A 21,766-nucleotide genomic window follows, 5' to 3' on the forward strand; every position below is an offset into this window, starting at 1 on the left:
GGACCCCACCGGACGGCGCCGCTAGTTGTCCACGTGATCGGGATACAACTTGTGCCCAGTGCCCTGCTCGACCACACGGCCGAGCAGATCCCGCAACGTCTTCTGTTCCGCATCGCTGAGCACACCGAACACCTCGTCATGCGCGGCGACTGCGTCGTGCACGACCGCTTCGGCCACCTTGCGGCCCTGCTCGGTCAGGAAAGCCCGCAGGATCCGCCCATGCTGCGGGTCCTGCCGACGCTCGACGAGATCACGCTTCTCGAGTGCGGTCAGCGCGAGCTGCACACCCTGGGGACTGATCAGCAACCGTCGAGCCAGCTCCGCTCCGGACAGTCCCGGCTCATTGAAAAGCTGGCGCAGCACGCCGATCTGCGCGGTGCTGACGCCGTGGTCGCTGACCGCGTCGTTGACGGTGGTCAGCGAGAAGTAGAAGGCCTGCTTGAGCAGCCAAAGGATGTTGCCGGTCAGCTCGATACCCAACTCCGGCTCGGCCTTCATGCGCTGCTCCATTCCTCGACGTTAGCGCTTGTAGACCATGCCGTCCTTCATCACGAAGCGCACGTCGAGGGTGGTCTCGATGTCCTGGGAAGGGTCCCCTGGCACGGCGATGACGTCGGCGAGGTAGCCCGGGGCGAGCCGGCCCAGCTCGTCATCGGCGTCGATGAGCTCGGCGCTGGTGACAGTCGCGGCACGCAGGGCCTGCATCGGCGTCATTCCCCGAGCGACCAGCGCACAAAGCTCCTTGGCGTTCTGTCCGTGCGGGACCGCCGGGGCATCGGTACCGCACGCGATCCGCACTCCGGCCGCGATCGCCTTGGGCAGCATGGACTGCGCCCGCGGGAAGACCTCTTCGGCCTTCTTCCGGAGCTCCGGGGCGATCCGGTCGATGGCCATCGCCTCGGTCAGATACGTCGTCGACACCAGGAAGGTGCCATGGTCGACCATCATCTGAATGGTGTCGTCGCTGGCGAGGAACCCGTGTTCGATGCAGTCGATCCCCGCCCGGATACACGCCCTGACCGCGCTGTCCCCCACGGCGTGCGCGGCGACCCGGACCCCGGCCCGGTGGGCTTCGTCTGCGATCGCGGCGAACTCGGCATCGGAGTACTGCTGCGCGCCCGGCGCGGTGCTGTGCGACATCACCCCGCCCGAGGCTGACACCTTGATCAGCTTGGCGCCGTGGCGAATCTGGTAGCGCACGCAGGCCTGGACGTCGGCTACCCCGTTGGCGATGCCCTCGGCCACCGACAGCGGCATGACGCCGGGCGCGAGCCGTTGGAACACCGTGGGGTCGAGGTGCCCGCCGTAAGGGGTCACCGCATGCCCGGCCGGAAAGATCCGCGGCCCCACATGCCAGCCCTGGTCGATGGCGCGTTGCAGCGCGACATCGAGTAGGTAACCGCCGGTCTTGACCATGAGGCCCAGGTTGCGCACGCTGGTGAAGCCGGCATCGAGGGTGGTGCGGGCGTTCACCGCGCCGCGCAACGTCCGGTACGCGGGATCGTCCTGCACCCCGTGCATCGGGCTGGGCAGGCCCTCGGGGCCGCCTGGACCACCGATGAGCAGGTTGAGTTCCATGTCCATCAGCCCCGGCAGCAGGGTGACGTCTCCGAGGTCGATGTCGTGCTGCGGGTCGGCGGGCTCGGTGGCCGGGTTGATCGACGCGATCTTGTTGCCTTCGATCACCAGCACAGCGGGTGTGCGGACCACGCCGCTGTCGATGTCGGCCCACCGGGCGGCGCGCAGGATCGTGACTGCAGCGCCTGTCACGGAACGGGCTCGGCGTCGCAGTCCAGGGTCGTTGCGCCGGAGTCGGGAACCCGCGGCTGCTTCCAGCATTCGACCGGGAAGGACACCATGATCATCGAATACAGCAAATGCATCAGGTTCAGCACGTCCTCGGGCAGATCGTCGAGGGAGAACTTGTCGCAATACGCGATGGCTTCCTCGGCGCGCGCCGTGACGGCGTCGTAGAAGGCCTGCATCTCCTTCATCGAGCTGGCCAGCCGCTTGGCATAACGCTCGCCTTCCGACCCGAGGCACCAATCGGAGAACTCTTCCAGATCGGCGAACTCGGGCGGCAGCATCGCCTTGGCATCGATGCTCGTCATGGTCAGACCTCCGCCGTCTTACGCTGGTAGTCCTCCACCCAGGCCGCCGTCTCCTTGTGCAGGTGCCGGATCAGCACCTCTTGATCGCACAGCAGGAAATCGTCGAGCACCTCCGATTCGATCATGCTCTGGGTGGCCTCCAGGGTGTTCGCGTCCTGCAGGCCGTACTCCTTGAACGACACCGCCGCGAGCTCCTGGGCGATCCGCTCGCGCGGGGTGCGTGGCTGCGGGAAATAGGCCGTGCCCTCGAAGATGTGCGTGTTGTACGACGTCGGCCAGTAGTGGTAGGTGAGATACCAGCCCTGCCCCCAGAACAGCAGGACGAAATTCGGGAACAGCTGAAACGAATCCAGCCCCCACGGGTCGCACTTCGCCGGGTTCAGCCCGGCGGGCATCTCGCCGAGATCCGGCTTGTCCCAAGGTCCGAAAAGCCCGCTCTGACAGATGTCCTCGATCGGCTTGCGCATCTCCTCGGCCATCTCCCAGGCCCGGATACCGGAGGTGCTGACCAGCCGGTGCGGACCCTCGATGCGGTAGTGCGGTGCCTCGAATCCAGCTTGCGCAGCGGCCTTCGAATACGCCGTCGGCGACTGGTTCGCATGCAGGACAGGCGCGTGATAGAACTCCTGGAACGCGTCCATGTAGAGCTTCCAGTTCGCCTTGACCTCGGACTGGTAGTGCCACCGCGAGGTCATCTTGTCGAACGGGTAGCCCTCGAGGTCGGTGATCATCGGCCCGAGGAACTCGCGCAGCGACTGCTCGGGTTCGCGCGCGAAGTTGACGAAGATGAAGCCCGCCCAGACCGCACAGTGCACAGGCACCAGGCCGTAGCGATCCTTGTCGAGGTCGAAGAACTCGCCTTCCTGCTGCACGAAGGTCAGATTGCCGTCGAGGTCGTAGCGCCAGGCATGGTACTTGCAGGTGAACTGCCGGCAAACCCCGCTGGTCTCCTCCTGCGGCATGTCGTTCCACACCAGCTTGTTGCCCCGATGACGGCAGATGTTGTGGTAGGCCTTCACCTCACCAGCGGTGTTGCGTACGACGATGATCGAGGTGTTGGCGACCTTGAGTTCCTTGGTGAAGTAGCTGCCCTTGCGCGGGATCTGCTCGACCCGGCCGACGTTGAGCCAGGCGCGCTTGAAGATCGCCTTGCGTTCCACCTCGTAGAACTGGGGGTCTACGGAGTCGCGATAGGACACCGGGCCCGTCCCCAACTCCGGGTAGTGCTCGGTCCAGCTGCCTTCTGCCGGCTTCGGGAATCGGGCCACGGCGTCTCCTCCTCGACTGCAATTCCTGCCTCACCGTCCACGCACGAGGCGGTGAGATTCAACCTCGGGCAAACAGCTACGCACAGCTGCCTTTTCGCCATTCCGCAGGAGACGGCATGGCCGACGGTATATGCTCGCCTCACTAATCGCAAGTAGTTGATATTGATCGTTTCGAAACGGATCGGGGGCTGACAGCGTGCGCACTGACGAGCTGTTCATCGGAGGGACCTGGCGCGGTCCCAGCACCGGCGCGCAGATCGAGGTCATCTCGCCACACACCGAGGCCACCGTGGCGCGGGTGGCGGCGGCCGGACCCGACGACGTGGACCTCGCGGTGCGGGCCGCACGCACGGCGTTCGACGAAGGCCCGTGGCCACGGACGGATCCCGCCGAGCGCATCGATGCCATCCGCCGACTGACCAAGATCTACGGCGACCGGCGCTCGGAGATGGCCGACCTCATCACCGCTGAGATCGGCGCCCCGATCAGCTTCGCCCAGCGCGCCCAGGTCGGGCTACCCGCGATGATGATGGGCGCATTCTGCGATCTGGCCGAGTCCTACCCTTGGCGGGAAACCCGCGCCGGTCTGTTCGGTTCGGACATCACCGTCGCCCACGAGCCGGTCGGCGTCATCGGCGCGATCGTGCCGTGGAACATGCCGCAGTTCCTCGTGGTGACCAAACTGATTCCGGCGTTGCTCGCCGGCTGCGCAGTCCTGGTCAAACCGGCCCCCGAGTCGCCACTGAACGCGCAACTTCTGGCCGAGATCGTCGCCGAGGCCGGGTTGCCACCCGGCGTGGTGAGCGTCTTGCCCGGGGACCGCACGGTGGGCGAGGCCCTGGTCGGGCATCCCGGTGTCGACAAGGTGTCCTTCACCGGCTCCACGGCAGCGGGACGCACCGTCGCGACAGCCTGCGCCGCCGGCCTGCGCAGGGTGAGCCTCGAGTTGGGCGGCAAGTCCGCGGCCATCGTTCTCGACGACGCCGATCCCGCCGCCGTCGCCACAGGCGTGCGCTCAGCGAGCCTGTCCAACAGCGGACAGATCTGCAACGCGCTGACCCGAATTCTGGTCCCACGCAGCCGTGCCACCGAGTTCACCGACGCCCTCGCCGCAGAGGTGGATTCGCTGCTCGTGGGCGACCCGACCGACACTGCGACCCAGGTCGGACCTTTGGTCGCGCAGCGCCAACAACATCGCGTCACCGGCTACATCCAGCAGGGCGTGCGCGACGGCGCCCGAGTGGTGACCGGCGGCGAGGGCATGCCGGACGGCATCGAGCGCGGCTGGTATGTGAAACCCACCGTGTTCGACCACGCCGACAACTCGATGGCGATCGCTCGCGAGGAGATCTTCGGCCCGGTGCTGACCGTCATCGCCTATACCGACGTCGACGATGCGATCGCCGTGGCCAACGACTCCGAGTACGGGCTGGCAGGCTCGGTGTGGACCGAGGACGACGACCGTGGCGTCGCAGTCGCCGACGCCGTCCGCACCGGCACATTCGGGGTCAACCAGGGCTACCCGATGGATCCCTTTGCTCCGTTCGGCGGCGTCAAGGCCAGCGGCTACGGCCGCGAACTCGGACGCGAAGGCATCGACGGCTACACCGTGACCAAATCGATTGCCGTGGCCGCCCGCGCGCAAAGCTGAGCGGTCAGCGTGCCGGCAGGCCGAGAATCCGCTGCGCGATGATGTTGCGCTGGATCTCCGAGGTGCCACCGGCGATGGTGCCCGCGAAGCTACCGATGTAGCGGGTGAACCAGCCCGCGGTGAACTGTTCCGGCCCGTAGGGGTTGAACGATGCGGTGACCGCGGGCTCACGCAGCGCCTCGATGCCGACAGCCTCCAGCACCTGCCGATAGGCGTTCTGCTCCGCCTCGGACCCGAGCACCTTGAGCACCGAGACCGCCGGCACGTCACGCTCACCCCGAGCCGCCTGGCCCAGAGCCGCAGAGCCGAGCAGCCGCAGTGCGTGGAGGTCCATCACGCTGGTGGCGAATTGATCCCGAGCCAGCCCAGCGTCCGGCCGCTGCTCGGTCAGTGTCTGCGCGAGCCGGTCCGCGAACGCCATCCACATCAGGGTGCGCTCATGGCCGAGCGATCCGTTGGCGACCTTCCAGCCGCCGTGCAGCGGACCCACGAGGTTCTCGGCAGGCACGCGGACCTCATTGAAGAACACCTCGTTGAAATCCAGGCTGTTTCGGTCATGAACGCTGGCGAAGGGACGGCGCTCGACGCCCGGCGAGTCGGCTGGAATGAGCAGTGCGCTGATCCCCTTGTGCTTGGGGGCGTCGGGGTCAGTGCGCACGAAGGTCAGCAGAACGTCGGCGTCGTGGGCGCCGGATGTCCAGACCTTCTGCCCGGTGACGACGAACTCGTCGCCCTGCTGCGTCGCGCGGGTGCGCAACCCGGCCAGGTCCGACCCCGCTCCCGGCTCGCTCATCCCGAGCGCCGCGGTGATCTCGGCGCGCAGGATCGGAACAGCCCACCGCGACTTCTGTTCGGCAGTGCCGAAACTCAGCAGCGACGCTGCGATGATTCCGACGCCCTGCGGGTTGAACGAGTGGTAGATCCGGCGTCTCGCCAGTTCCTCGCGATGGACGAACTGCTCGAGAATCCCGGCGTTGCGCCCGCCGAACTCGGGCGGATTCCCCGGCAGCAACCACCCGTGGTCGAACTGCACACGCTGCCAGCTCGCCGCCCACTGCGGCACATGCGCGGTCGACCGCGATCGCTCGGAAACCGCCTCTGCCTCCGCGGGCAGGTGGGCGTCGAGGAACGCGACGAACTCGGCACGGAACGCCTCGACGGAGTCGTCGAATGTCAGTTGCACGAGTCCCCCAGGTCGACGGCCGGCTATATCAAGTACTTAACACTAGAGAACCTGATGCGGTATGACTAGAGGCGGTAATCGCGGCGCCGAACATCGGGAGGAGTGCCCGGAGTGCTCGGAGAGAAGATCCTCATCACCGGAGCCACCGGCAAGATCGCCTTCCCCATCGCGCGAGCGCTCGCTGCCGGCAACGAGGTGTGGGGCGCCGCGCGACTGCGGGATCCGGTGACCCGGGACAGACTGGTCGACGCCGGAGTGAGGCCGGTGTCGATGGATATGCGCTCCGGCGACTTCTCCTGCCTCCCCGACGATTTCACATATGTCTTCCATGCCGCCGTCGACCCTGGGCTCGACAGCTGGCCGGACTGCCTCGAGGCCAACGCCCACAACTCCGGCGAGCTCCTCTACCATTGCCGCGCCGCCAAGGGATTCGTGCTGTGCTCCACCGGATCGATCTACGCATATCAGGGCCGGCGCCCACTCACCGAAGCAGACCCGCCTGGGGTACCGCTACGGGCCAACTACAGCTTCTCGAAGGTCGCCGCCGAAGCGGTGTGCGGGTGGATCGCCCGGCGCCACCGCATCCCACTGACCGTCATCCGGATCTGCTCCACCTACGGGCCCGAAGGCGGCGCACCCGCTGACCGGCTCGACGCCATCCTCACCGGCAGACCCATCCGGCTACATCCCGACGCACCGAACAACTACAACCCGATCTACGAGGATGACTACGTCGAGTTGGGCATTCGAGCCATGGAGGTCGCGACGTCGCCGCCGGTGGTGGTGAACTGGGCGGGCAGCGAAACCGTCAGCGTCGAGGACTACTGCCGCTACATGGGCGAACTGGTCGGCATCGAGCCGGTTTTCGAATACACCGCCGAGGCGCACACCCCACTATGGCCCGACGTGAGCTACATGCATGAGCTGCTGGGAACCACGAAGGTCCCCTGGCGTCAAGGGTTCCGGCGGATGATCATTGCACGCCATCCAGAGGTCGACCTCGCCGACACCCCCGCAGAAAGCTGACCACGATGCAGCTGCCCGGAATTCCTTCCGACGAGGTCGACTCCATCCTTGCTACCGGGAGCGGCGACATATCCACGCTGTTCGTGTCGATGGCCACCCGCCATCCGGACGGCCTCGATGCCGACTATCTGCGCTGGCACACCCTCGACCACCGCCCCGAACAGCACCGGCTGACGACGGTCCGGGCATCACTGCGCTTGGTGTCGACACCCGAATGCCGCCAGGCACGGCTGCCCGGAGACGACCGCCTGGCGGCAGTGGACCATGTCATGACCTACTTCTTCAGCAACCCCGGCGGGATGACCCCGTTCATGCAGTTGTCGTCCGCGCTCGGCGAGGCCGGCCGCAAACTCTCACTGCTGCCTCCCGTGCAGCGCGCGGTCTGCACGGTGACCGCCAAGTCGGCGGCGCCGCGGGTCAAGGTGGGCTCCGATGTGCTGCCCTGGTGGCCGGTACGGGGCGTGTTCCTGCTGCTCGAACACGAATCCGCGCCTGCGCCCGAGCTGCTCGACGTACCCGGCGTGATCGGGGTCTGGTCGACGACCACGATGGACGTCGACGCCCGACTGGGCAGCGCGCCACCCGGCCAGCACCTCAGCTATATCTTTCTCGACGACGACCCGGTCGCCACGGCGCGGTTACTCGCACCGACACTGCGACGACGATGGCGACAGGCCGGGACGGAACCCCTGCTGGCAGCGCCGTTTCACCCCGTCGTGGCCCATGAATGGGACCGCCATGTCCCGTGAGAAGGACGAGGCATGCGTATCGGCTTGATGGTCGGCAGCGACAAGGAACGACCCCGCAGCGAACGACTCGCCGGACTCCTGGCCGACGGCGTTGCCGCGCAGGCCGGCGGGTTCACCTCGTTCTGGTTCCCGCAGGTTCCCGGCTACCTCGACGCGATGACGGCCCTGGCGCTACTCGGCGCCCGGACCGCGACGATCGAACTGGGCACCGCCGTCGTCCCGATCCAAACCCGCCACCCGATGATCATGGCCCAGCAGGCCCTGACCACGCAGGCCGCCTGCGCCGGCCGTTTCGCCCTCGGGCTGGGCGTCTCCCACGACTGGATCATCGACGGCCAACTGGGCATCGATTACGGACACCCGGCCCGACTACTGCGCGACTACCTCGAGGTGCTCTCGGGCGCCCTCGTCGGACCCGGCTCGGTCGACGTCGAGAACGAGCACTTCCGGGTACACAGCCCGGTGGATGTCAGCGACATGGCCCGGCCGCCGGTGCTCCTCGCGGCCCTTGGGCCGGCGATGCTGCGGTTGGCAGGTGAACACGCCGACGGCACCATTCTCTGGATGGCAGACGAGCGCACCGTCGCCGGGCACATCGCGCCACGAATCAACGCGGCCGCCGAGACGGCGGGCCGCCCGGCGCCTCGAGTGGTCGCCGGCGTACCGGTCGCACTGTGCACCGACGATCAGGTCGACGCTGCTCGTGCGCATGCCAGTGAGGTGCTCGGGCACGCCCACTTCTCACCCAACTACGTGCGACTGCTCGAGCACGGCGACGCCGAGGACGTCGGCGACACCATGGCCGCGGGATCCGAGTCCGCCGTGCTCGAGCGACTGCGCCGCTACCGCGACGCCGGGGTCACCGACCTGGCAGCACGGGTGGTTCCGCTCGGCGAGGATGCTTCGGCCCGCCGGGCGTCCCGAGAGCGGACCGAGCGGTTCCTCGCGTCGCTGGGCCCGACGCTGTAACCACGCTGGGCCCGATTCCCGCCGGCAGGCCACCGTCGGCGGGGATCGACGGGGACGGGTTCAACAGCTCCAGTTAGTTAGACGACGGTCAACTATTGGCAGTGTTCAATCACACTGCTAGATTCGCAGTATGGGCCGCAGTAACCAGACGATGAGCGCTGATCGTGGTCAACGCCGCGCATCATTCCAGCGGGCTCGCTCCGCGGAGACCAAGCGCATGCTCGTGCAGGCGGCGATGGCGTTGTGGCGTACCAAGGGCTACGCCACCACCACGGTGGCCGACATTTGCACAGCAGCAGGCGTCTCCAAGGCGTTGTTCTACTTCTATTTCCCCCGCAAGGAGGACGTGCTCTTCGAAATCGGCGTGATGTCGACGCGGTCTGCGCAGGAGGCGATCCGCCGACTGCTGGACAAGCCCTACGACATCCCTGATGTGGTTTCGGCGGCGCTGACGGCATTCGAGCAGTCGATGCGGCGCAACCCGCCGGAACTCGTCGTCGAAACCATCCTCGAGGGCTACCGCCACGAGCACCGCATCCTCTCCGAGGGTGCTGCACCGGACAGCGATCCCGACATGTTCACCGAGTTGTTCACCCGAGCCGCCGCCGACGGCAAGCTCGGGGCCGCCGTCGCCGCCGAGGATGTGACGCACCTGGCCTACCTGGCCCGGACGCTGGTCAGTGAAGGCGCGCGGCACTGGGCCGCAGGTTCTTTCGGAACCCGCACATTCACCGACGTCGTCACCACCGACATCGTCACAGTGATCGACGGATTCACTGCCCGACGCACCCCGTAACGGCAAGGAGGCCACATGTGGGATTTCGAGACCGACCCCGAATACCAGAAGGTGCTCGACTGGGCCGACGAATTCGTCCGGGAGGAGGTCGAGCCACTCGACCTCGCGTGGCCACACCAGCAGTTCATGCCGCTGGACGGAATGCGCCGCAAGGCCGTCGACCCGCTCAAGGAAGAGGTCCGCAGCCGCGGGCTGTGGGCCACCCACCTGGGCCCCGAACTCGGCGGGCAGGGCCACGGCCAGCTGAAACTGGCGCTGCTCAACGAGATCCTGGGCCGCTCCCAGTGGGCGCCCATCATCTTCGGCTGCCAGGCGCCCGACACCGGCAACGCCGAGATCATCGCCCACTACGGCACTGACGAGCAGAAGCAGCGCTACCTGCGCCCACTACTCGACGGCGAGCTGTTCTCCTGCTACTCGATGACCGAACCACACGCCGGCGCCGACCCCACCCTGTTCACCACCTCGGCGGTGCGCGACGGCGACGACTGGGTGATAAACGGCTGGAAGTTCTTCTCCTCCAACGCCGCCACCTCCTCGTTCCTCATCGTCATGGTCGTCACCAACCCCGAGGTCAGCGCCTACCAGGGCATGTCGATGTTCCTGGTGCCGACCGACACCCCCGGGGTGAACATCGTCCGCAACGTCGGCCTCTACGGAGAGCAGCCCGGCGAGGGCTCGCACGCGCTGATCCACTACGACAACGTGCGGGTACCGGCCGAGGCGCTCCTCGGCGGAGAGGGACAGGCCTTCGCGATCGCCCAGACCCGCTTGGGCGGCGGCCGGATCCACCACGCGATGCGCACCATCGGGCTGGCCCGCAAGGCGCTGGACATGATGTGCGAGCGCGCGCTGAGTCGCCAGACCCAGGGCAGCCGGCTCTCGGACAAGCAGTTCGTCCAGGGCTACATCGCCGACTCCTACGCCCAGCTGCTGCAGTTCCGCCTCCTGGTGCTCTACACCGCCTGGGAGATCGACAAGTACAACGACTACAAGAAGGTGCGCAAGGACATCGCGGCGGTCAAGGTCGTGATGCCCACGGTCCTGCACGACATCGCCTGGCGGGCCATGCAGGTGCACGGCGCCCTCGGCGTCACCAACGAGGTGCCGTTCCTCGGGATGGTCACCGGGGCGGCCGTGATGGGACTGGCCGACGGCCCGACCGAGGTACACAAGGCGACGGTCGCCAAGCAGGTCCTGCGGGACCACGCACCGACCGACGGCACCTGGCCGACCGAGTGGATTCCGGCCAAACGGGAAGCGGCGCAGGCCAAGTTCGCCCAGTACCTCGAGCACGAGGTGGGCAACCGGTGACCGATCAGATCGACACCGCCCGGCTGGCCGACTGGATGGACGGCGCGGCGCTGCCGGGCAAGGGTGAACCACTGACCACCCGATTCCTGTCCGGCGGAACCCAGAACGTCATCTTCGAGGTTCGTCGCGGTGAGCAACGCTGCGTGCTGCGGATGCCGCCGCCGGGCGCTCCCCCGGACCGCGACAAGGGCATCCTGCGGGAATGGCGCATCATCGAGGCGCTGGACGGCACCGAGGTGCCGCACACCAAGGCGGTCGGGGTCTGCGCCGACCCTGATGTGCTCGGCCGCCCGTTCTATCTGATGGGTTTCATCGACGGCTGGTCACCGATGGACACCCACGGGCGCTGGCCCGAGCCGTTCGACAGCGACCCCGCCACCCGCCCCGGTCTGAGCTATCAGCTGGCCGAGGGCATCGCGTTGCTGTCCAAGGTCGACTGGCGAGCAAGGGGTTTGGCCGATCTCGGACGACCGGACGGCTTCCACGAACGTCAGGTCGACCGCTGGATCGGCTTCCTGGAGCGCATCAGGAATCGCGACCTTCCGGGCCTGGAGACGGCTACGTCATGGCTGCGTGCCCACAAACCGCTCGACTTCATCCCCGGTCTGATGCACGGCGACTACCAGTTCGCCAACGTCATGTACCACCACGGCGCACCAGCCCGGATGGCCGCCATCGTGGACTGGGAGATGGGCACCGTCGGTGACCCGAAACTCGATCTGGCGTGGATGGTGCAGTCCTGGCCGAAGGACACCGCCAACCCGGAGCCGTCGGAGATGGGCTACGTCGACATGCGCGGGATGCCCGCGCGCGACGACGTCGTCGCTCACTACGCGGAGGTTGCCGGTCGGCAGGTCGACGATCTCGACTACTACCTGGTGCTGGCGAAATGGAAGCTGGCCATCGTGCTCGAACAGGGCTTCCAGCGCGCGGGTGACGACGAGAAGCTCCTGGCGTTCGGCCCGGTGGTCACCAGCCTGATGGCCTCGGCAGCCGAACTCGCCGAGTCGACCGACTACCGGGGCTAGCCGACGTGCGAGCTGCCGTCTGCCCCGAACACGGGCCGCCGGAAGTCGTGCGGGTCGCCGAACACACGCCGGCACCGGCCACCGGCAACCAGGTCGGGGTGCGGGTTTCGGCCGCGGCGGTCAACTTCCCCGACGTGCTTCTGGTCGCCGGCTCCTATCAGGTCGGCGTGCCGGCGCCGTTCGTGCCGGGCAGTGAGTTCGCCGGTGTGGTCGACGAAGTCGGTTCCCCGGCAACGGGATTCTCCGCCGGCGACCGGGTCACCGGAACGGCGATGGTGGGCGCCTTCGCCGAACGTGTCGTGGTCGACGCGGCGACCCTGTCCCGGATTCCCGACGGTATCGACGACTTCACCGCGGCCGCGTTCGGCGTCGCGCACCGAACCGCGTATCACGCGCTGCGCTCGACGGCCCGGTTGCGCGCGGCTGAGCAGCTCGTGGTGCTGGGGGCCGGTGGCGGTGTGGGACTGGCCGCGGTCCAGCTCGGCGTGGCGCTGGGCGCGACGGTGACTGCGGTGGCCTCCTCGGCCGAGAAGCTCGACGTCGCAGCGCAATACGGAGCAGCCCGCACGATCGACCACACCGCCGGCGATCTGCGCGGGGCCCTGCGCGGCGCACTGCCCGACGGTGCCGACGTCGTCATCGATCCGGTGGGCGGCGAACTGAGCGAGCCCGCGCTGCGGTCGCTGCGGCGCGGCGGGCGATTCGTCACCGTCGGCTTCGCATCCGGGGTGATTCCCCGCATCCCGCTGAACCTGGTGCTGATCAAGGGGATCACCGTCCTGGGCTTCCAGTTCCAGGACGTCCCGGCCGACGAATTCGACCGCAATGAGACGGAGTTGCGCGAGTTGCTGGTGTCGGGCCGGGTGACACCGCACATCGGTGCGGTCTACACCCTCGACGACACCGCGACCGCGCTGCGCCACGTCGGTGACGGGCGGGCGATCGGCAAGGTGCTGATCGACCTGAGCTGAGCCGCGGCGGAGCGCTTCCCCGCCGGTCGGATCAGCTGGCCGGGACGAGGTCGGCGGCTACCGAAGCCATCGTGCCCGAGCAGAACGTCTCGATCTCGCCGACCGGCTCACCGGCCACTCCGCACGCCGCGAGCGCCTGGGCCTTGAAAGCGCGGGCAGCGGCGCTGAGCCGGTGTTCGACGGAGTCCACGCTGCTGTCCAGTTCGCCGGGCAGCGGCTGGCCCCACAGTGTGACCTCGGTGGCACCCTGCTCCAGTGCGCCGAGCACACCGGTGCGAACCCGCTCGTCCCGGTCGAACAGGTCAGCGGAGACGGCGACGGTCTGCGGATGCGGTCGCTCCTCCCACGATTCCAGCACCGACTCCAGATCCAGGGTTGCTGCGCCGAGGATCCCCAACGGGCGGACGTCTTCGTCGGAGCCGACGAGCACCGTGACATCCCAGCCCGCCATCACCCGGTCGTAGAGCCAGCCACCGGCGTTGCGCACCGCGTCGAGCACCGTCGGCGCCACCACATCGAGCCGGTACCTCATATCGACTTGGGCTCCGGATTTGTCCCTTCCAGCTCCCGAGCCAGCGAGTCCGCGTACTCCTTGAACACCTCGGTCAGCGGGATTGATGGATCGAGCAACCATAGGGTCTCCATTCCGTTGATGAAGGCGAGGATCTCGACGGCCTTGTTGGCAGCGTCGAAGTCGTTGCGGTAGTCACCGTTGCGCTGGCCACGCTCGATGATCGCCGTGACGATGTCGGCGGCGTCGCGGTATCGCTTGTGCAGCCGGTCGTGCAGCGGCGCATCGGGGGCGATGTTCTCGGCCAGCAGGACGGTGAACGTCCCGGCCAGTTCGGGCTCGCGCCGGAAGCGCTCCGGCACCCGGCTGATCTCGGTGATCAGGTCGCCGCTGCGGTAGTCCGCGTGGATGGCGTCGTCGGCGTCACGCGCATCCAGCACCGCGTTGAGCAGCTGCTCCTTGGATTCGAAATGGTGCAGCAGGCCGGCGGGGGTGACGCCGGCCTCCTTGGCGATCTGGGCCAGTGAGGTGTTGCGCCATCCGTTGCGGGCGAGCAGGCGCTCGGCCACGCCCAGGATTCGTTGCCTGCGGTCCTCGCCCTTGGCGAACAGGGTCGCGTAGGGCCGCCTGGACGACTCCAGCGCGGCAGTGGGCTCGGGGGCTGACACTCGACTCCTTCGGCTTGAACCAACCTAGTGAACACACAGTAGGTAGGTTTGGCCGCTGTGACAAGCGTCTCACTTAACATTTTTCCGAGCAGGTGTAACGGCGCAGGTCAGCGGCACTGCGCGGCGGAATCTCGGTCTCTAGTGCTGGCGGGTCACGGGCGCCGCCGGACGCGACAGCCGTGACCCGCCGGCACTACAGGCCGAGTGACTTGGCGATGATCACCTTCATGACCTCGCTGGTGCCCGCGTAGATGCGGGCGACCCGGGCATCGGTGTACAGCCGGGCGATCGGGTATTCCATCATGTAGCCGTAGCCCCCGAACAGCTGCAGGCACCGGTCGACCACCCGCTGCTGCATCTCGGTGCAGAACAGTTTCACCCGCGCCGCATCCGGCCCGGAGAGCTCACCCTCGACGTGCAGCGCGACCGCGCGGTCGAGCATCACCTGGGCCGCCTCGACTTCGGTGGAACAGGCCGCGAGCTCGAACTTGGTGTTCTGAAAAGATGAGACCGGCGTGCCGAACGCCTTGCGGTCGCGGGTGTAGTCGATCGCCGCGACGATGGCCGAGCGCGCCTGCGCGACCGACCCGACGGCCACCGTCAACCGCTCCTGGGCCAGGTTGTGCCCCAGATAACCGAACGCCTCGTCGACCTCGCCCAGCACGTTGGCGGCGGGCACCCGGACATCGACGAACGACAGCTCGGCGGTGTCCTGCACCTTGCAGCCCATCTTCTCCAGCTCCCGGCCGCGGGTGAACCCGGCCATGCCGTCCTCGACCACCAGCAGGGTCAGCCCCTTGCGGCGGTTGTCCGGATCGGTGGAGGTGCGGGCCACCACGATGACCAGGTCGGCCTGCATCCCGCCGGTGATGAAGGTCTTCGCCCCGTTGACGATGAAATGGTCCCCGTCCCGGACGGCCGTGGTGCGCATCCCGGCCAGATCCGACCCGGTGCCGGGCTCGGTCATCGCGATCGCGGTCAGCAGCTTGCCCGAGGCCAGCCCGGGGAACCACCGGTCACGCTGCTCGGCGTTGGCGTAGTGCAGGAAGTACGGCAGGATCACCTCCAGCTGGGTGCGCACGGTCGACAACGTCACCAGCGCCCGGGCGGCCTCCTCCTGCAGCACCACGTTGTAGCGGTAGTCGGGCTGACCACCACCGCCGTACTCCTCCGGGATGGCGACGCCGAGCATGCCGAGCGAACCCATCCTCTCGAAGACCTCACGCGGCATCCGGCCGCCCTTCTCCCAGAGCGGATAGTCCGGGACGACTTCCTTGTCGACGAAGTCGCGGGCGAGCTCACGGAACGCCTCGTGGTCCTCGGTGAACAGATCTCTACGCACGTCAGCCTCTCCTGCGTTCTGTCTACGCGATCAGTTCGACGAGCGTGGCGTTGGCGGTGCCACCGCCCTCGCACATCGTCTGCAGACCGAAACGAATCCCGTTGTCTCGCATGTGATTGACCATCCGCGTCATCAGCACCGCACCCGATGCGCCCAGCGGATGCCCGAGTGCGATGGCCCCTCCGAGGGGGTTGAGCCGCTCCTCGGCGCCGCCGGTCTCGGCCAGCCAGGCCAACGGCACCGGCGCGAACGCCTCGTTCACCTCGTACACCCCGACCTCGTCCAGGCTCACCCCGGACTTGTGCAGCACCTTCTCCGTCGCCGGGATCGGGCCGGTCAGCATCAGCACCGGATCCGCCCCGGTGACCGCGCCGCCGCGGTAACGCGCGATCGGTGTCAGACCCAGCGAAACCGCGTTGTCCTCGGCCATGATCAGCAGCGCCGCCGCCCCGTCGGAGATCTGTGACGAGTTTCCCGCGTGGATGACACCGTCCTCCTTGAAGGCGGGCTTCAGGCCGGCCAGCTTCTCGGGCGTGGAGCCACGGCGGATTCCCTCGTCCGCCGAAACCGGCCCGGCATCGGTGAGGACCGGATGAATCTGTGACTCGAACGCCCCGGCATCCTGGGCGGCAGCGGCCAGTTCGTGGGAGCGTGCCGAGTACTCGTCGAGCCGGGCGCGCGAAAAGCCCCACTTCTGGGCGATCAGTTCGGCCGAGATGCCCTGGTTGAACGAGAAATCACCGTAACGGGCAAGAACTTTCGGCCCGTAGGGCATCCCGGTCGAACGCGCCGCACCCAGCGGCACCCTGCTCATCACCTCGACCCCGCCGGCGACCACGACGTCCTGCTGGCCCGACATCACCGCCGCGACGGCGAAGTCGAGGGCCTGCTGACTGGAGCCGCAGGCCCGGTTGACGGTCGTGCCGGGGATGTGTTCGGGCCAGCCGGCGGCCAGCACCGAGTAGCGGCCGATGTTGCTGGACTGGTCGCCGACCTGGGAGACGCATCCCCACACCACGTCGTCGACGATGTCGGGGTCGATGCCGGCCCGTTCGACCAGTGCGTTGAGCACCACCGCGGACAGATCGGCGGCGTGCATGTCCGACAGACCGCCGTTGCGCTTCCCGACAGGGGTGCGCACCGCCTCCACGATCACGGTGTCGCGCATGTCTACTCCTTCGTCTTCGGATAGGGCGACCAGTCGCCGGTGAACACCGGGTCCCGCTTCTCGGCGAACGCCGCGTAGGCCTCCGCCGAGTCGGTCGTCGCGAAATTGCCGGGTTGCGCCCGGGCTTCGTTGGCCAATGCGTCCCGCAGGGTGGCGTTGGCCCCGTCGTTGAGCAGCGCTTTGCTCTGCGCCAGCGCGAAGGCCGGCCCCTGAGCGAGCCGCCGGGCCAGCCCGGTGACGAACTCGTCGATCTCGTCGGCGTCCTTGACCCAGGTGACCAGGCCCATCGAATGCGCCTCGGCCGCGTCGATCATGTCGGCCAGCAGCACCAGCCGCTTGGCCTGCTGCAAGCCGACCAACTTGGGCAACAGCCAGGACCCACCCAAGTCGACGGACAGTCCACGCTTGGCGAAGATCTGGCAGAACCGTGACTCCGGCGTCGCGACCACCAGATCGCAGCCCAGCGCCAGATTCCAGCCGGCACCGACGGCCACGCCGGTCACCTTCGCGATCGTCGGCACCGCCAGTTCGTGCAGCGCGAGCGCGACCTCGCTGAGGCGGCGCAGTTTGTGCCGCGGATGGATCGTCTCGCCGGTGCCGACGTCGGCTCCCGAGCAGAACGCGCCGCCCGCGCCGGTGATCACTAGGGCCCGCAGGTCGTCGCGGGCCGCCGCCCGCAGCGCGTCGGCCAGTTCCTCCCACAGCTGCGCATCGATCGCGTTGCGCCGGTGCGGCCGGTTGAGCGTCAGGGTGCGCACGCCGTCGTCATCGTCGACGAGCAGCACCCGCTCGTTGTCGGTCATCGTGCCGGTCCGATCACGCCACGCTCCCGCAACGCCTCGAGATCCTCGGCGCTGACACCGATCCCGGACAGCACGGCATCGGTGTGCTGGCCCAATGCCGGCACCGCACCCATCGGCGCCTCGTAGCCGTCGATCACCGCAGGTGGCAGCAGCGCCTGGATCGCGCCCCGCTCGGTCTGGACCTCACGCCAGCGGTCGCGCGCCTGCAGCTGCGGGTGGGCCACCACCTCGCTGGGGACGTTGTAGCGGGAGTTCCCGATCCCCGCGTCGTCGGCGGTCTTCTGGATGTCGGCGAGGTCATGCTCGGCGCACCAGGCGCCGATGGCCTCGTCGAGAACGGCTCGGTTCGCCACCCGGCCGGCGTTGGTGGCGAACCGCTCGTCGTCGGCCAGATCGTCGCGGCGCAGAATCTCTGTGGCGAGCCGCCGCCATTCGCCGTCGTTGGTGGTGCCCAGCACGACCGTCTGCCCGTCGGCGGTGGCATAGGAACCGTAGGGGGCCACCGCGGGTGAGCTCATGCCGAGGGGCTGTTGGTCGATCCCGGAGTGCTGGGTGTAGGTGAGCTGGTATCCCATCACGTCCATCATCGTGTCGAACAGGCTGACCGCCACTCCCCCACCGCCGGAGCGTCGGCCGGTGTCGCGGGCGTAGAGCAGTGCCATGATCGACAGCGCCGAGTACAGACCGGAGGAGACATCGGCCACCGGCGGGCCGGGTTTGGCCGGCGCCCCGGCCTGCCCGGTCACCGCGCAGGTGCCGGACTCGGCCTGGATGAGCAGGTCATAGGCCCGCTTGTGCGACAACGGCCCGCCCGGGCCGTACCCGTCGATCTCGACGGCGATCACCTCGGGGTGACGCTCGGCCATGTCCGCCGGGGTGATTCCCAGCCGCGCGGTCGATCCCGGCGCCAGGTTCGACACCAGCACATCGGCCTCGCCGAGCAACCGGTGCAGCAGATCGAGTCCCTCGGGGGACTTCAGGTTGATCGCCACCGACTCCTTGTTGCGGTTGCACCAGACGAAATGCGCGGCCAGACCACCGGGCCCGAGCACGACGTCGTCGTAGTAGCGGGCGAAGTCGCCCCCCTTGGGGTTCTCCACCTTGATCACCCGGGCGCCGAAGTCGGACAGCACCCGGGTGCACATCGGCGCGGACACGGCCTGTTCCAGTGTCACCACGGTGATGCCGGACAGCGGGCCGGCAGCCTTGTTATCGGCGGTCATGAACCACTACATAACCATCCCGCCGTCGACCGGCAGCACCTGGCCGGTGACGTAGGACGCAGCGTCGGAGGCCATGAACACGAACGCCCCCGCGACCTCCGCGGGCTCGGCCCAGCGCTTCATCGGGATGCGGTTCATCATGTTGGCGGCGAACTTCTCGTTGGTACGGATCGTCTCGGTCATCGGGGTGGCCGCAAGCGGGGCCAGCGCATTGACCGTGATGCCCTTGGTCGCCAACTCCCGGGCCAGCGATTTGGTGAACCCGATGATGCCGGCCTTGGCGGCCGAGTAGTTGACCTGCCCGAGGGTGCCGGTCAGCCCCGCGGCCGAGGTGACGTTGACGATGCGCCCGCTGCCGTCGGTCGGGATGTACGGCAGCGCGGCCTGGGTGACGTTGAACGCCCCCATCACGTGGATGTCGAACAGCAGCCGGAACGTCTCCTGGGTGGTCTTGTCGAACATAGCGGGTTTGGTGACGCCGGCGTTGTTGACCACGATGTGCAGCGACCCGCCGGCCAGGGCGGCGGCCTGTGCCGCCGCGGCATCGGCGGAGTCGCGATCGGACACATCCAACGCGGTCGCTTCGGCACGGCCACCTTCATCCGAGATACCTTCGGCCACAGCGGCTGCGGCGTCGGGGTCCAGGTCGGTCACCAACACCGCCGCACCGGCACCTGCCAGCGCGGCGGCGACCGCCGAACCGATTCCACCGGCGGCGCCGGTCACCAGCGCGGATCGACCGGTGAGGTCGAAATAACCCATCGAGAAGCTCCTGGCTCAGTAGCTGCGCGGCAAGCCGAGCACGTGCTCACCGAGGAAGTTCAGGATCATCTCCTGACTCACCGGCGCGATCTTCATCAAGCGCGACTCCCGGAAGTACCGCGAGACGTTGTACTCCTCGGAGTAACCCATGCCGCCGTGCAGCTGCAGCGCGCGGTCGGCAGCGCCGAAACCGGCGTCGGCACAGAGATACTTGGCCGTGTTGGCTTCCCGGCCGCACGGCTTGCCGTTGTCGTAGAGCCAGGTGGCCTTGCGCAGCACCAACTCCGCGGCGTCGAGGCGGGCCAGCGAGTCCGCCAGCGGGAACTGCAACCCCTGGTTCATCCCGATGGGCCGGTCGAACACATATCGTTCGTTGCCGTACTTGACGGCTTTCTCCAGCGCGACCCGACCGATGCCCAGCGCCTCAGCGGCGATCAGCATCCGCTCCGGGTTCAGGCCATCGAGGATGTACTTGAAGCCCTTGCCCTCTTCGCCGACCCGGTCTGCGACCGGCACCATCAGGTCGTCGATGAACAGCTCATTGGAGCTCACCGCGTTACGGCCCATCTTGTTGATCGGCCGGATGTCCACGTTGTCGCGATTCAGGTCCGTCATGAACAGCGTCATGCCGTCGGTCTTCTTGGCGCCACGCTTGGCCAGCTCGTCGGGTGTCTCGGTGCGGGTCAGCAGCAGGATCTTCTCCGACTCCAGCGCCTTGGAGATCCAGACCTTGCGACCGTTGACCCGATAGTGGTCGCCTTCGCGTTTGGCGAAGGTCGTGATCCGGCTGGTGTCGAGGCCGGCTCCGGGCTCGGTGACACCGAAGCAGACGTGCAGGTCTCCGTCGACGATACGGGGCAGGGTGCGGGCCTTGAGTTCATCGGATCCGTGTTTGACCACGGGCTGCATACCGAAGATCGACAGGTGGATCGCACTGGCGGCGTTCATCGCGCCACCGGAGCGGGCCACCTCCTCGAGCAGCAGGGTGGCCTCGGTGATGCCCAGGCCGTGGCCGCCGTATTCCTCGGGGATGGTCATGCCGAGCCAGCCGCCCGAGGCGATGGCGTCGTAGAACTCCTGCGGGAACTCGTGGGCCTGATCCTTGGCCATCCAGTAGTGGTCGTCGAACTTGCCCGCGAGTTCGGCCACGGATTTGCGGATCAGCTCCTGATCCTCGGTCAGCTCAAAACTCATGCCGCCCGGCATCGCCGTCTCTCCTTGTTCTCTTCCCCGCCGAAACGGCATTCCAGCAGCGGCTCACTCGAACTTTCGCTGCCGGAATGTTATTTCGGCGAAATGGGTGGTGTTCAGTCCTTGTTGCCGGTCAGCTCTTTGGCGCTGGCCGCGAAGTCGGCGAACGAGGTGCTGCCGGACTTCTCCTTGTTCGACAGTGCCTGGATGGAGACGTCGTGGCCTTCGGCGGCTTTGCGTAGCGCGCCGATGGTGGCCTGTTCTTTGGAGATGTGGGTGAACGGGTCCCAGTTGTACCAGCGCATCGCGTTTTCGTAGGTCATCTTGTTGATCTCGGCATCAGGCACGTTGTTGGTGGTGAACACCTCGGCCAGCTGCTCGGGGGCCCCCGGCCACATCGAATCACTGTGCGGGTAGTCGGCTTCCCAGCAGATGTTGTCGATCCCGATCTCGTTGCGCGTGGACACCCCGACCGGATCGGCGATGAAACAGGTCAGGAAATGCTCCCGGAACACCTCCGAGGGCAACTTGCCCCCGAAATCCTGACCCGTCCACGTCGAATGCATCTCATAGGTGCGATCCACCCGCTCCAGGAAATACGGAATCCAACCCGTACCGCCCTCACTCAACGCGATCTTCAAACTCGGATACTCCTTGATCGGACGCGACCACAACAGATCCGCCGCCGCCTGCACGATGTTCATCGGCTGCAACGTGATCATCACATCCATCGGCGCATCCGGAGCCGTGATCGCCAACCGCCCCGAGGACCCGATATGGACGTTGAGCACCGTGTCGGTCTCGACCAACGCCTCCCACATCGGCTTCCAATACTCGAAATCATGAAACGACGGATACCCCATCGCCGACGGATTCTCCGAAAACGTCAACGAATGCACCCCCCGGGCAGCGTTACGCCGAATCTCGGCCGCACACGCATGCGGATCCCAGATCACCGGCAACGTCATCGGAATGAACCGCGCCGGATACGCCCCGCACCACTCCTCGACATGCCAATCGTTGTAGGCCTGC

Annotated in this window: 22 protein-coding genes; 8 read left to right on the top strand and 14 right to left on the bottom strand. The window is 67.3% G+C overall.

The window, feature by feature from the left end; translation table 11 throughout:
- Positions 1-21: 21 nt before the first annotated feature.
- Genes ACXAID_RS07755 through ACXAID_RS07770 form a run of 4 tightly spaced genes read right to left on the bottom strand, consistent with a single transcriptional unit; the run spans position 22 to position 3,379 of the window.
- Positions 22-474 carry a MarR family winged helix-turn-helix transcriptional regulator gene (locus tag ACXAID_RS07755; protein WP_475021637.1) on the bottom strand — a complete coding sequence of 151 codons (453 nt, stop codon included), beginning with the start codon at positions 472-474 and terminating at the stop codon, positions 22-24.
- A gap of 45 nt (positions 475-519) precedes the next feature.
- On the bottom strand, positions 520-1,770 hold the full coding sequence (locus tag ACXAID_RS07760) for a metal-dependent hydrolase family protein (RefSeq protein WP_475021615.1): 1,251 nt from the start codon (positions 1,768-1,770) through the stop codon (positions 520-522).
- Positions 1,767-2,111, bottom strand: a complete 345-nt coding sequence (locus ACXAID_RS07765; RefSeq protein ID WP_475021616.1) for a hypothetical protein — start codon at positions 2,109-2,111, stop codon at positions 1,767-1,769. Before ACXAID_RS07765 ends, ACXAID_RS07760 begins: the two co-directional genes overlap by 4 nt.
- 2 nt (positions 2,112-2,113) lie before the next feature.
- Positions 2,114-3,379, bottom strand: a complete 1,266-nt coding sequence (locus tag ACXAID_RS07770; RefSeq protein ID WP_475021617.1) for an aromatic ring-hydroxylating oxygenase subunit alpha — start codon at positions 3,377-3,379, stop codon at positions 2,114-2,116.
- Positions 3,380-3,575: 196 nt separating this feature from the next.
- Here ACXAID_RS07770 and ACXAID_RS07775 point away from each other — a divergent pair, with 196 nt between their 5' ends.
- Positions 3,576-5,030, top strand: coding sequence for an aldehyde dehydrogenase (locus tag ACXAID_RS07775; RefSeq protein WP_475021618.1), 1,455 nt, complete (start codon positions 3,576-3,578; stop codon positions 5,028-5,030).
- A gap of 4 nt (positions 5,031-5,034) precedes the next feature.
- Here the strand turns inward: ACXAID_RS07775 and ACXAID_RS07780 are convergent, their stop codons facing one another.
- Positions 5,035-6,213: an acyl-CoA dehydrogenase family protein gene (locus ACXAID_RS07780; protein ID WP_475021619.1), complete on the bottom strand. Its 1,179-nt coding sequence runs from the start codon at positions 6,211-6,213 to the stop codon at positions 5,035-5,037.
- Between the two features lie 111 nt (positions 6,214-6,324).
- On the opposite strand from ACXAID_RS07780, the gene ACXAID_RS07785 reads away from it, so the two are divergent.
- The 7 genes from ACXAID_RS07785 (at position 6,325) to ACXAID_RS07815 (ending at position 13,066) form a co-directional block, all read left to right on the top strand.
- Positions 6,325-7,239 carry an NAD-dependent epimerase/dehydratase family protein gene (locus ACXAID_RS07785; RefSeq protein ID WP_475021620.1) on the top strand — a complete coding sequence of 305 codons (915 nt, stop codon included), beginning with the start codon at positions 6,325-6,327 and terminating at the stop codon, positions 7,237-7,239.
- 5 nt (positions 7,240-7,244) lie between these two features.
- On the top strand, positions 7,245-7,988 hold the full coding sequence (locus ACXAID_RS07790; RefSeq protein ID WP_475021621.1) for a hypothetical protein: 744 nt from the start codon (positions 7,245-7,247) through the stop codon (positions 7,986-7,988).
- 12 nt (positions 7,989-8,000) lie between these two features.
- Positions 8,001-8,957: a TIGR03564 family F420-dependent LLM class oxidoreductase gene (locus ACXAID_RS07795; protein WP_475021622.1), complete on the top strand. Its 957-nt coding sequence runs from the start codon at positions 8,001-8,003 to the stop codon at positions 8,955-8,957.
- A 130-nt stretch (positions 8,958-9,087) separates the two neighbouring features.
- Positions 9,088-9,753 (top strand): TetR/AcrR family transcriptional regulator, encoded by a 666-nt coding sequence (locus ACXAID_RS07800; RefSeq protein ID WP_475021623.1) that lies wholly within the window; start codon positions 9,088-9,090, stop codon positions 9,751-9,753.
- Positions 9,754-9,768: 15 nt separating this feature from the next.
- On the top strand, positions 9,769-11,067 hold the full coding sequence (locus ACXAID_RS07805) for an acyl-CoA dehydrogenase family protein (protein WP_475021624.1): 1,299 nt from the start codon (positions 9,769-9,771) through the stop codon (positions 11,065-11,067).
- A 35-nt stretch (positions 11,068-11,102) separates the two neighbouring features.
- Positions 11,103-12,095, top strand: a complete 993-nt coding sequence (locus ACXAID_RS07810; protein ID WP_475021638.1) for a phosphotransferase family protein — start codon at positions 11,103-11,105, stop codon at positions 12,093-12,095.
- Positions 12,096-12,100: 5 nt separating this feature from the next.
- Positions 12,101-13,066, top strand: a complete 966-nt coding sequence (locus tag ACXAID_RS07815; protein ID WP_475021625.1) for an NADPH:quinone oxidoreductase family protein — start codon at positions 12,101-12,103, stop codon at positions 13,064-13,066.
- Between the two features lie 31 nt (positions 13,067-13,097).
- On the opposite strand, the gene ACXAID_RS07820 is transcribed toward ACXAID_RS07815, so the two are convergent.
- The 9 genes from ACXAID_RS07820 to ACXAID_RS07860 form a co-directional block, all read right to left on the bottom strand.
- A complete protein-coding gene (locus ACXAID_RS07820; RefSeq protein ID WP_475021626.1) occupies positions 13,098-13,598 on the bottom strand; it encodes a hypothetical protein in 501 nt (166 codons plus the stop codon).
- Positions 13,595-14,245 (bottom strand): TetR/AcrR family transcriptional regulator, encoded by a 651-nt coding sequence (locus ACXAID_RS07825; protein ID WP_475021627.1) that lies wholly within the window; start codon positions 14,243-14,245, stop codon positions 13,595-13,597. The genes ACXAID_RS07820 and ACXAID_RS07825 overlap by 4 nt, the downstream gene beginning before the upstream one ends.
- A 193-nt stretch (positions 14,246-14,438) precedes the next feature.
- On the bottom strand, positions 14,439-15,587 hold the full coding sequence (locus ACXAID_RS07830) for an acyl-CoA dehydrogenase family protein (RefSeq protein ID WP_475021628.1): 1,149 nt from the start codon (positions 15,585-15,587) through the stop codon (positions 14,439-14,441).
- 22 nt (positions 15,588-15,609) lie between these two features.
- Positions 15,610-16,755 carry a thiolase family protein gene (locus ACXAID_RS07835; protein ID WP_475021629.1) on the bottom strand — a complete coding sequence of 382 codons (1,146 nt, stop codon included), beginning with the start codon at positions 16,753-16,755 and terminating at the stop codon, positions 15,610-15,612.
- A 2-nt stretch (positions 16,756-16,757) separates the two neighbouring features.
- Positions 16,758-17,558: an enoyl-CoA hydratase/isomerase family protein gene (locus ACXAID_RS07840; RefSeq protein WP_475021630.1), complete on the bottom strand. Its 801-nt coding sequence runs from the start codon at positions 17,556-17,558 to the stop codon at positions 16,758-16,760.
- Complete coding sequence (locus tag ACXAID_RS07845; protein ID WP_475021631.1) at positions 17,555-18,781, bottom strand: CaiB/BaiF CoA transferase family protein; 1,227 nt, start codon at positions 18,779-18,781, stop codon at positions 17,555-17,557. The genes ACXAID_RS07840 and ACXAID_RS07845 overlap by 4 nt, the downstream gene beginning before the upstream one ends.
- A gap of 6 nt (positions 18,782-18,787) precedes the next feature.
- Positions 18,788-19,543, bottom strand: coding sequence for an SDR family NAD(P)-dependent oxidoreductase (locus ACXAID_RS07850; RefSeq protein WP_475021632.1), 756 nt, complete (start codon positions 19,541-19,543; stop codon positions 18,788-18,790).
- A 15-nt stretch (positions 19,544-19,558) separates the two neighbouring features.
- Positions 19,559-20,737 carry an acyl-CoA dehydrogenase family protein gene (locus ACXAID_RS07855; RefSeq protein WP_475021633.1) on the bottom strand — a complete coding sequence of 393 codons (1,179 nt, stop codon included), beginning with the start codon at positions 20,735-20,737 and terminating at the stop codon, positions 19,559-19,561.
- A 113-nt stretch (positions 20,738-20,850) separates the two neighbouring features.
- The coding region (locus tag ACXAID_RS07860) for an amidohydrolase family protein (RefSeq protein WP_475021634.1) at positions 20,851-21,766 on the bottom strand (916 nt) is incomplete at its 5' end.

Source organism: Mycobacterium sp. ABE4_509, from assembly GCF_056160785.1.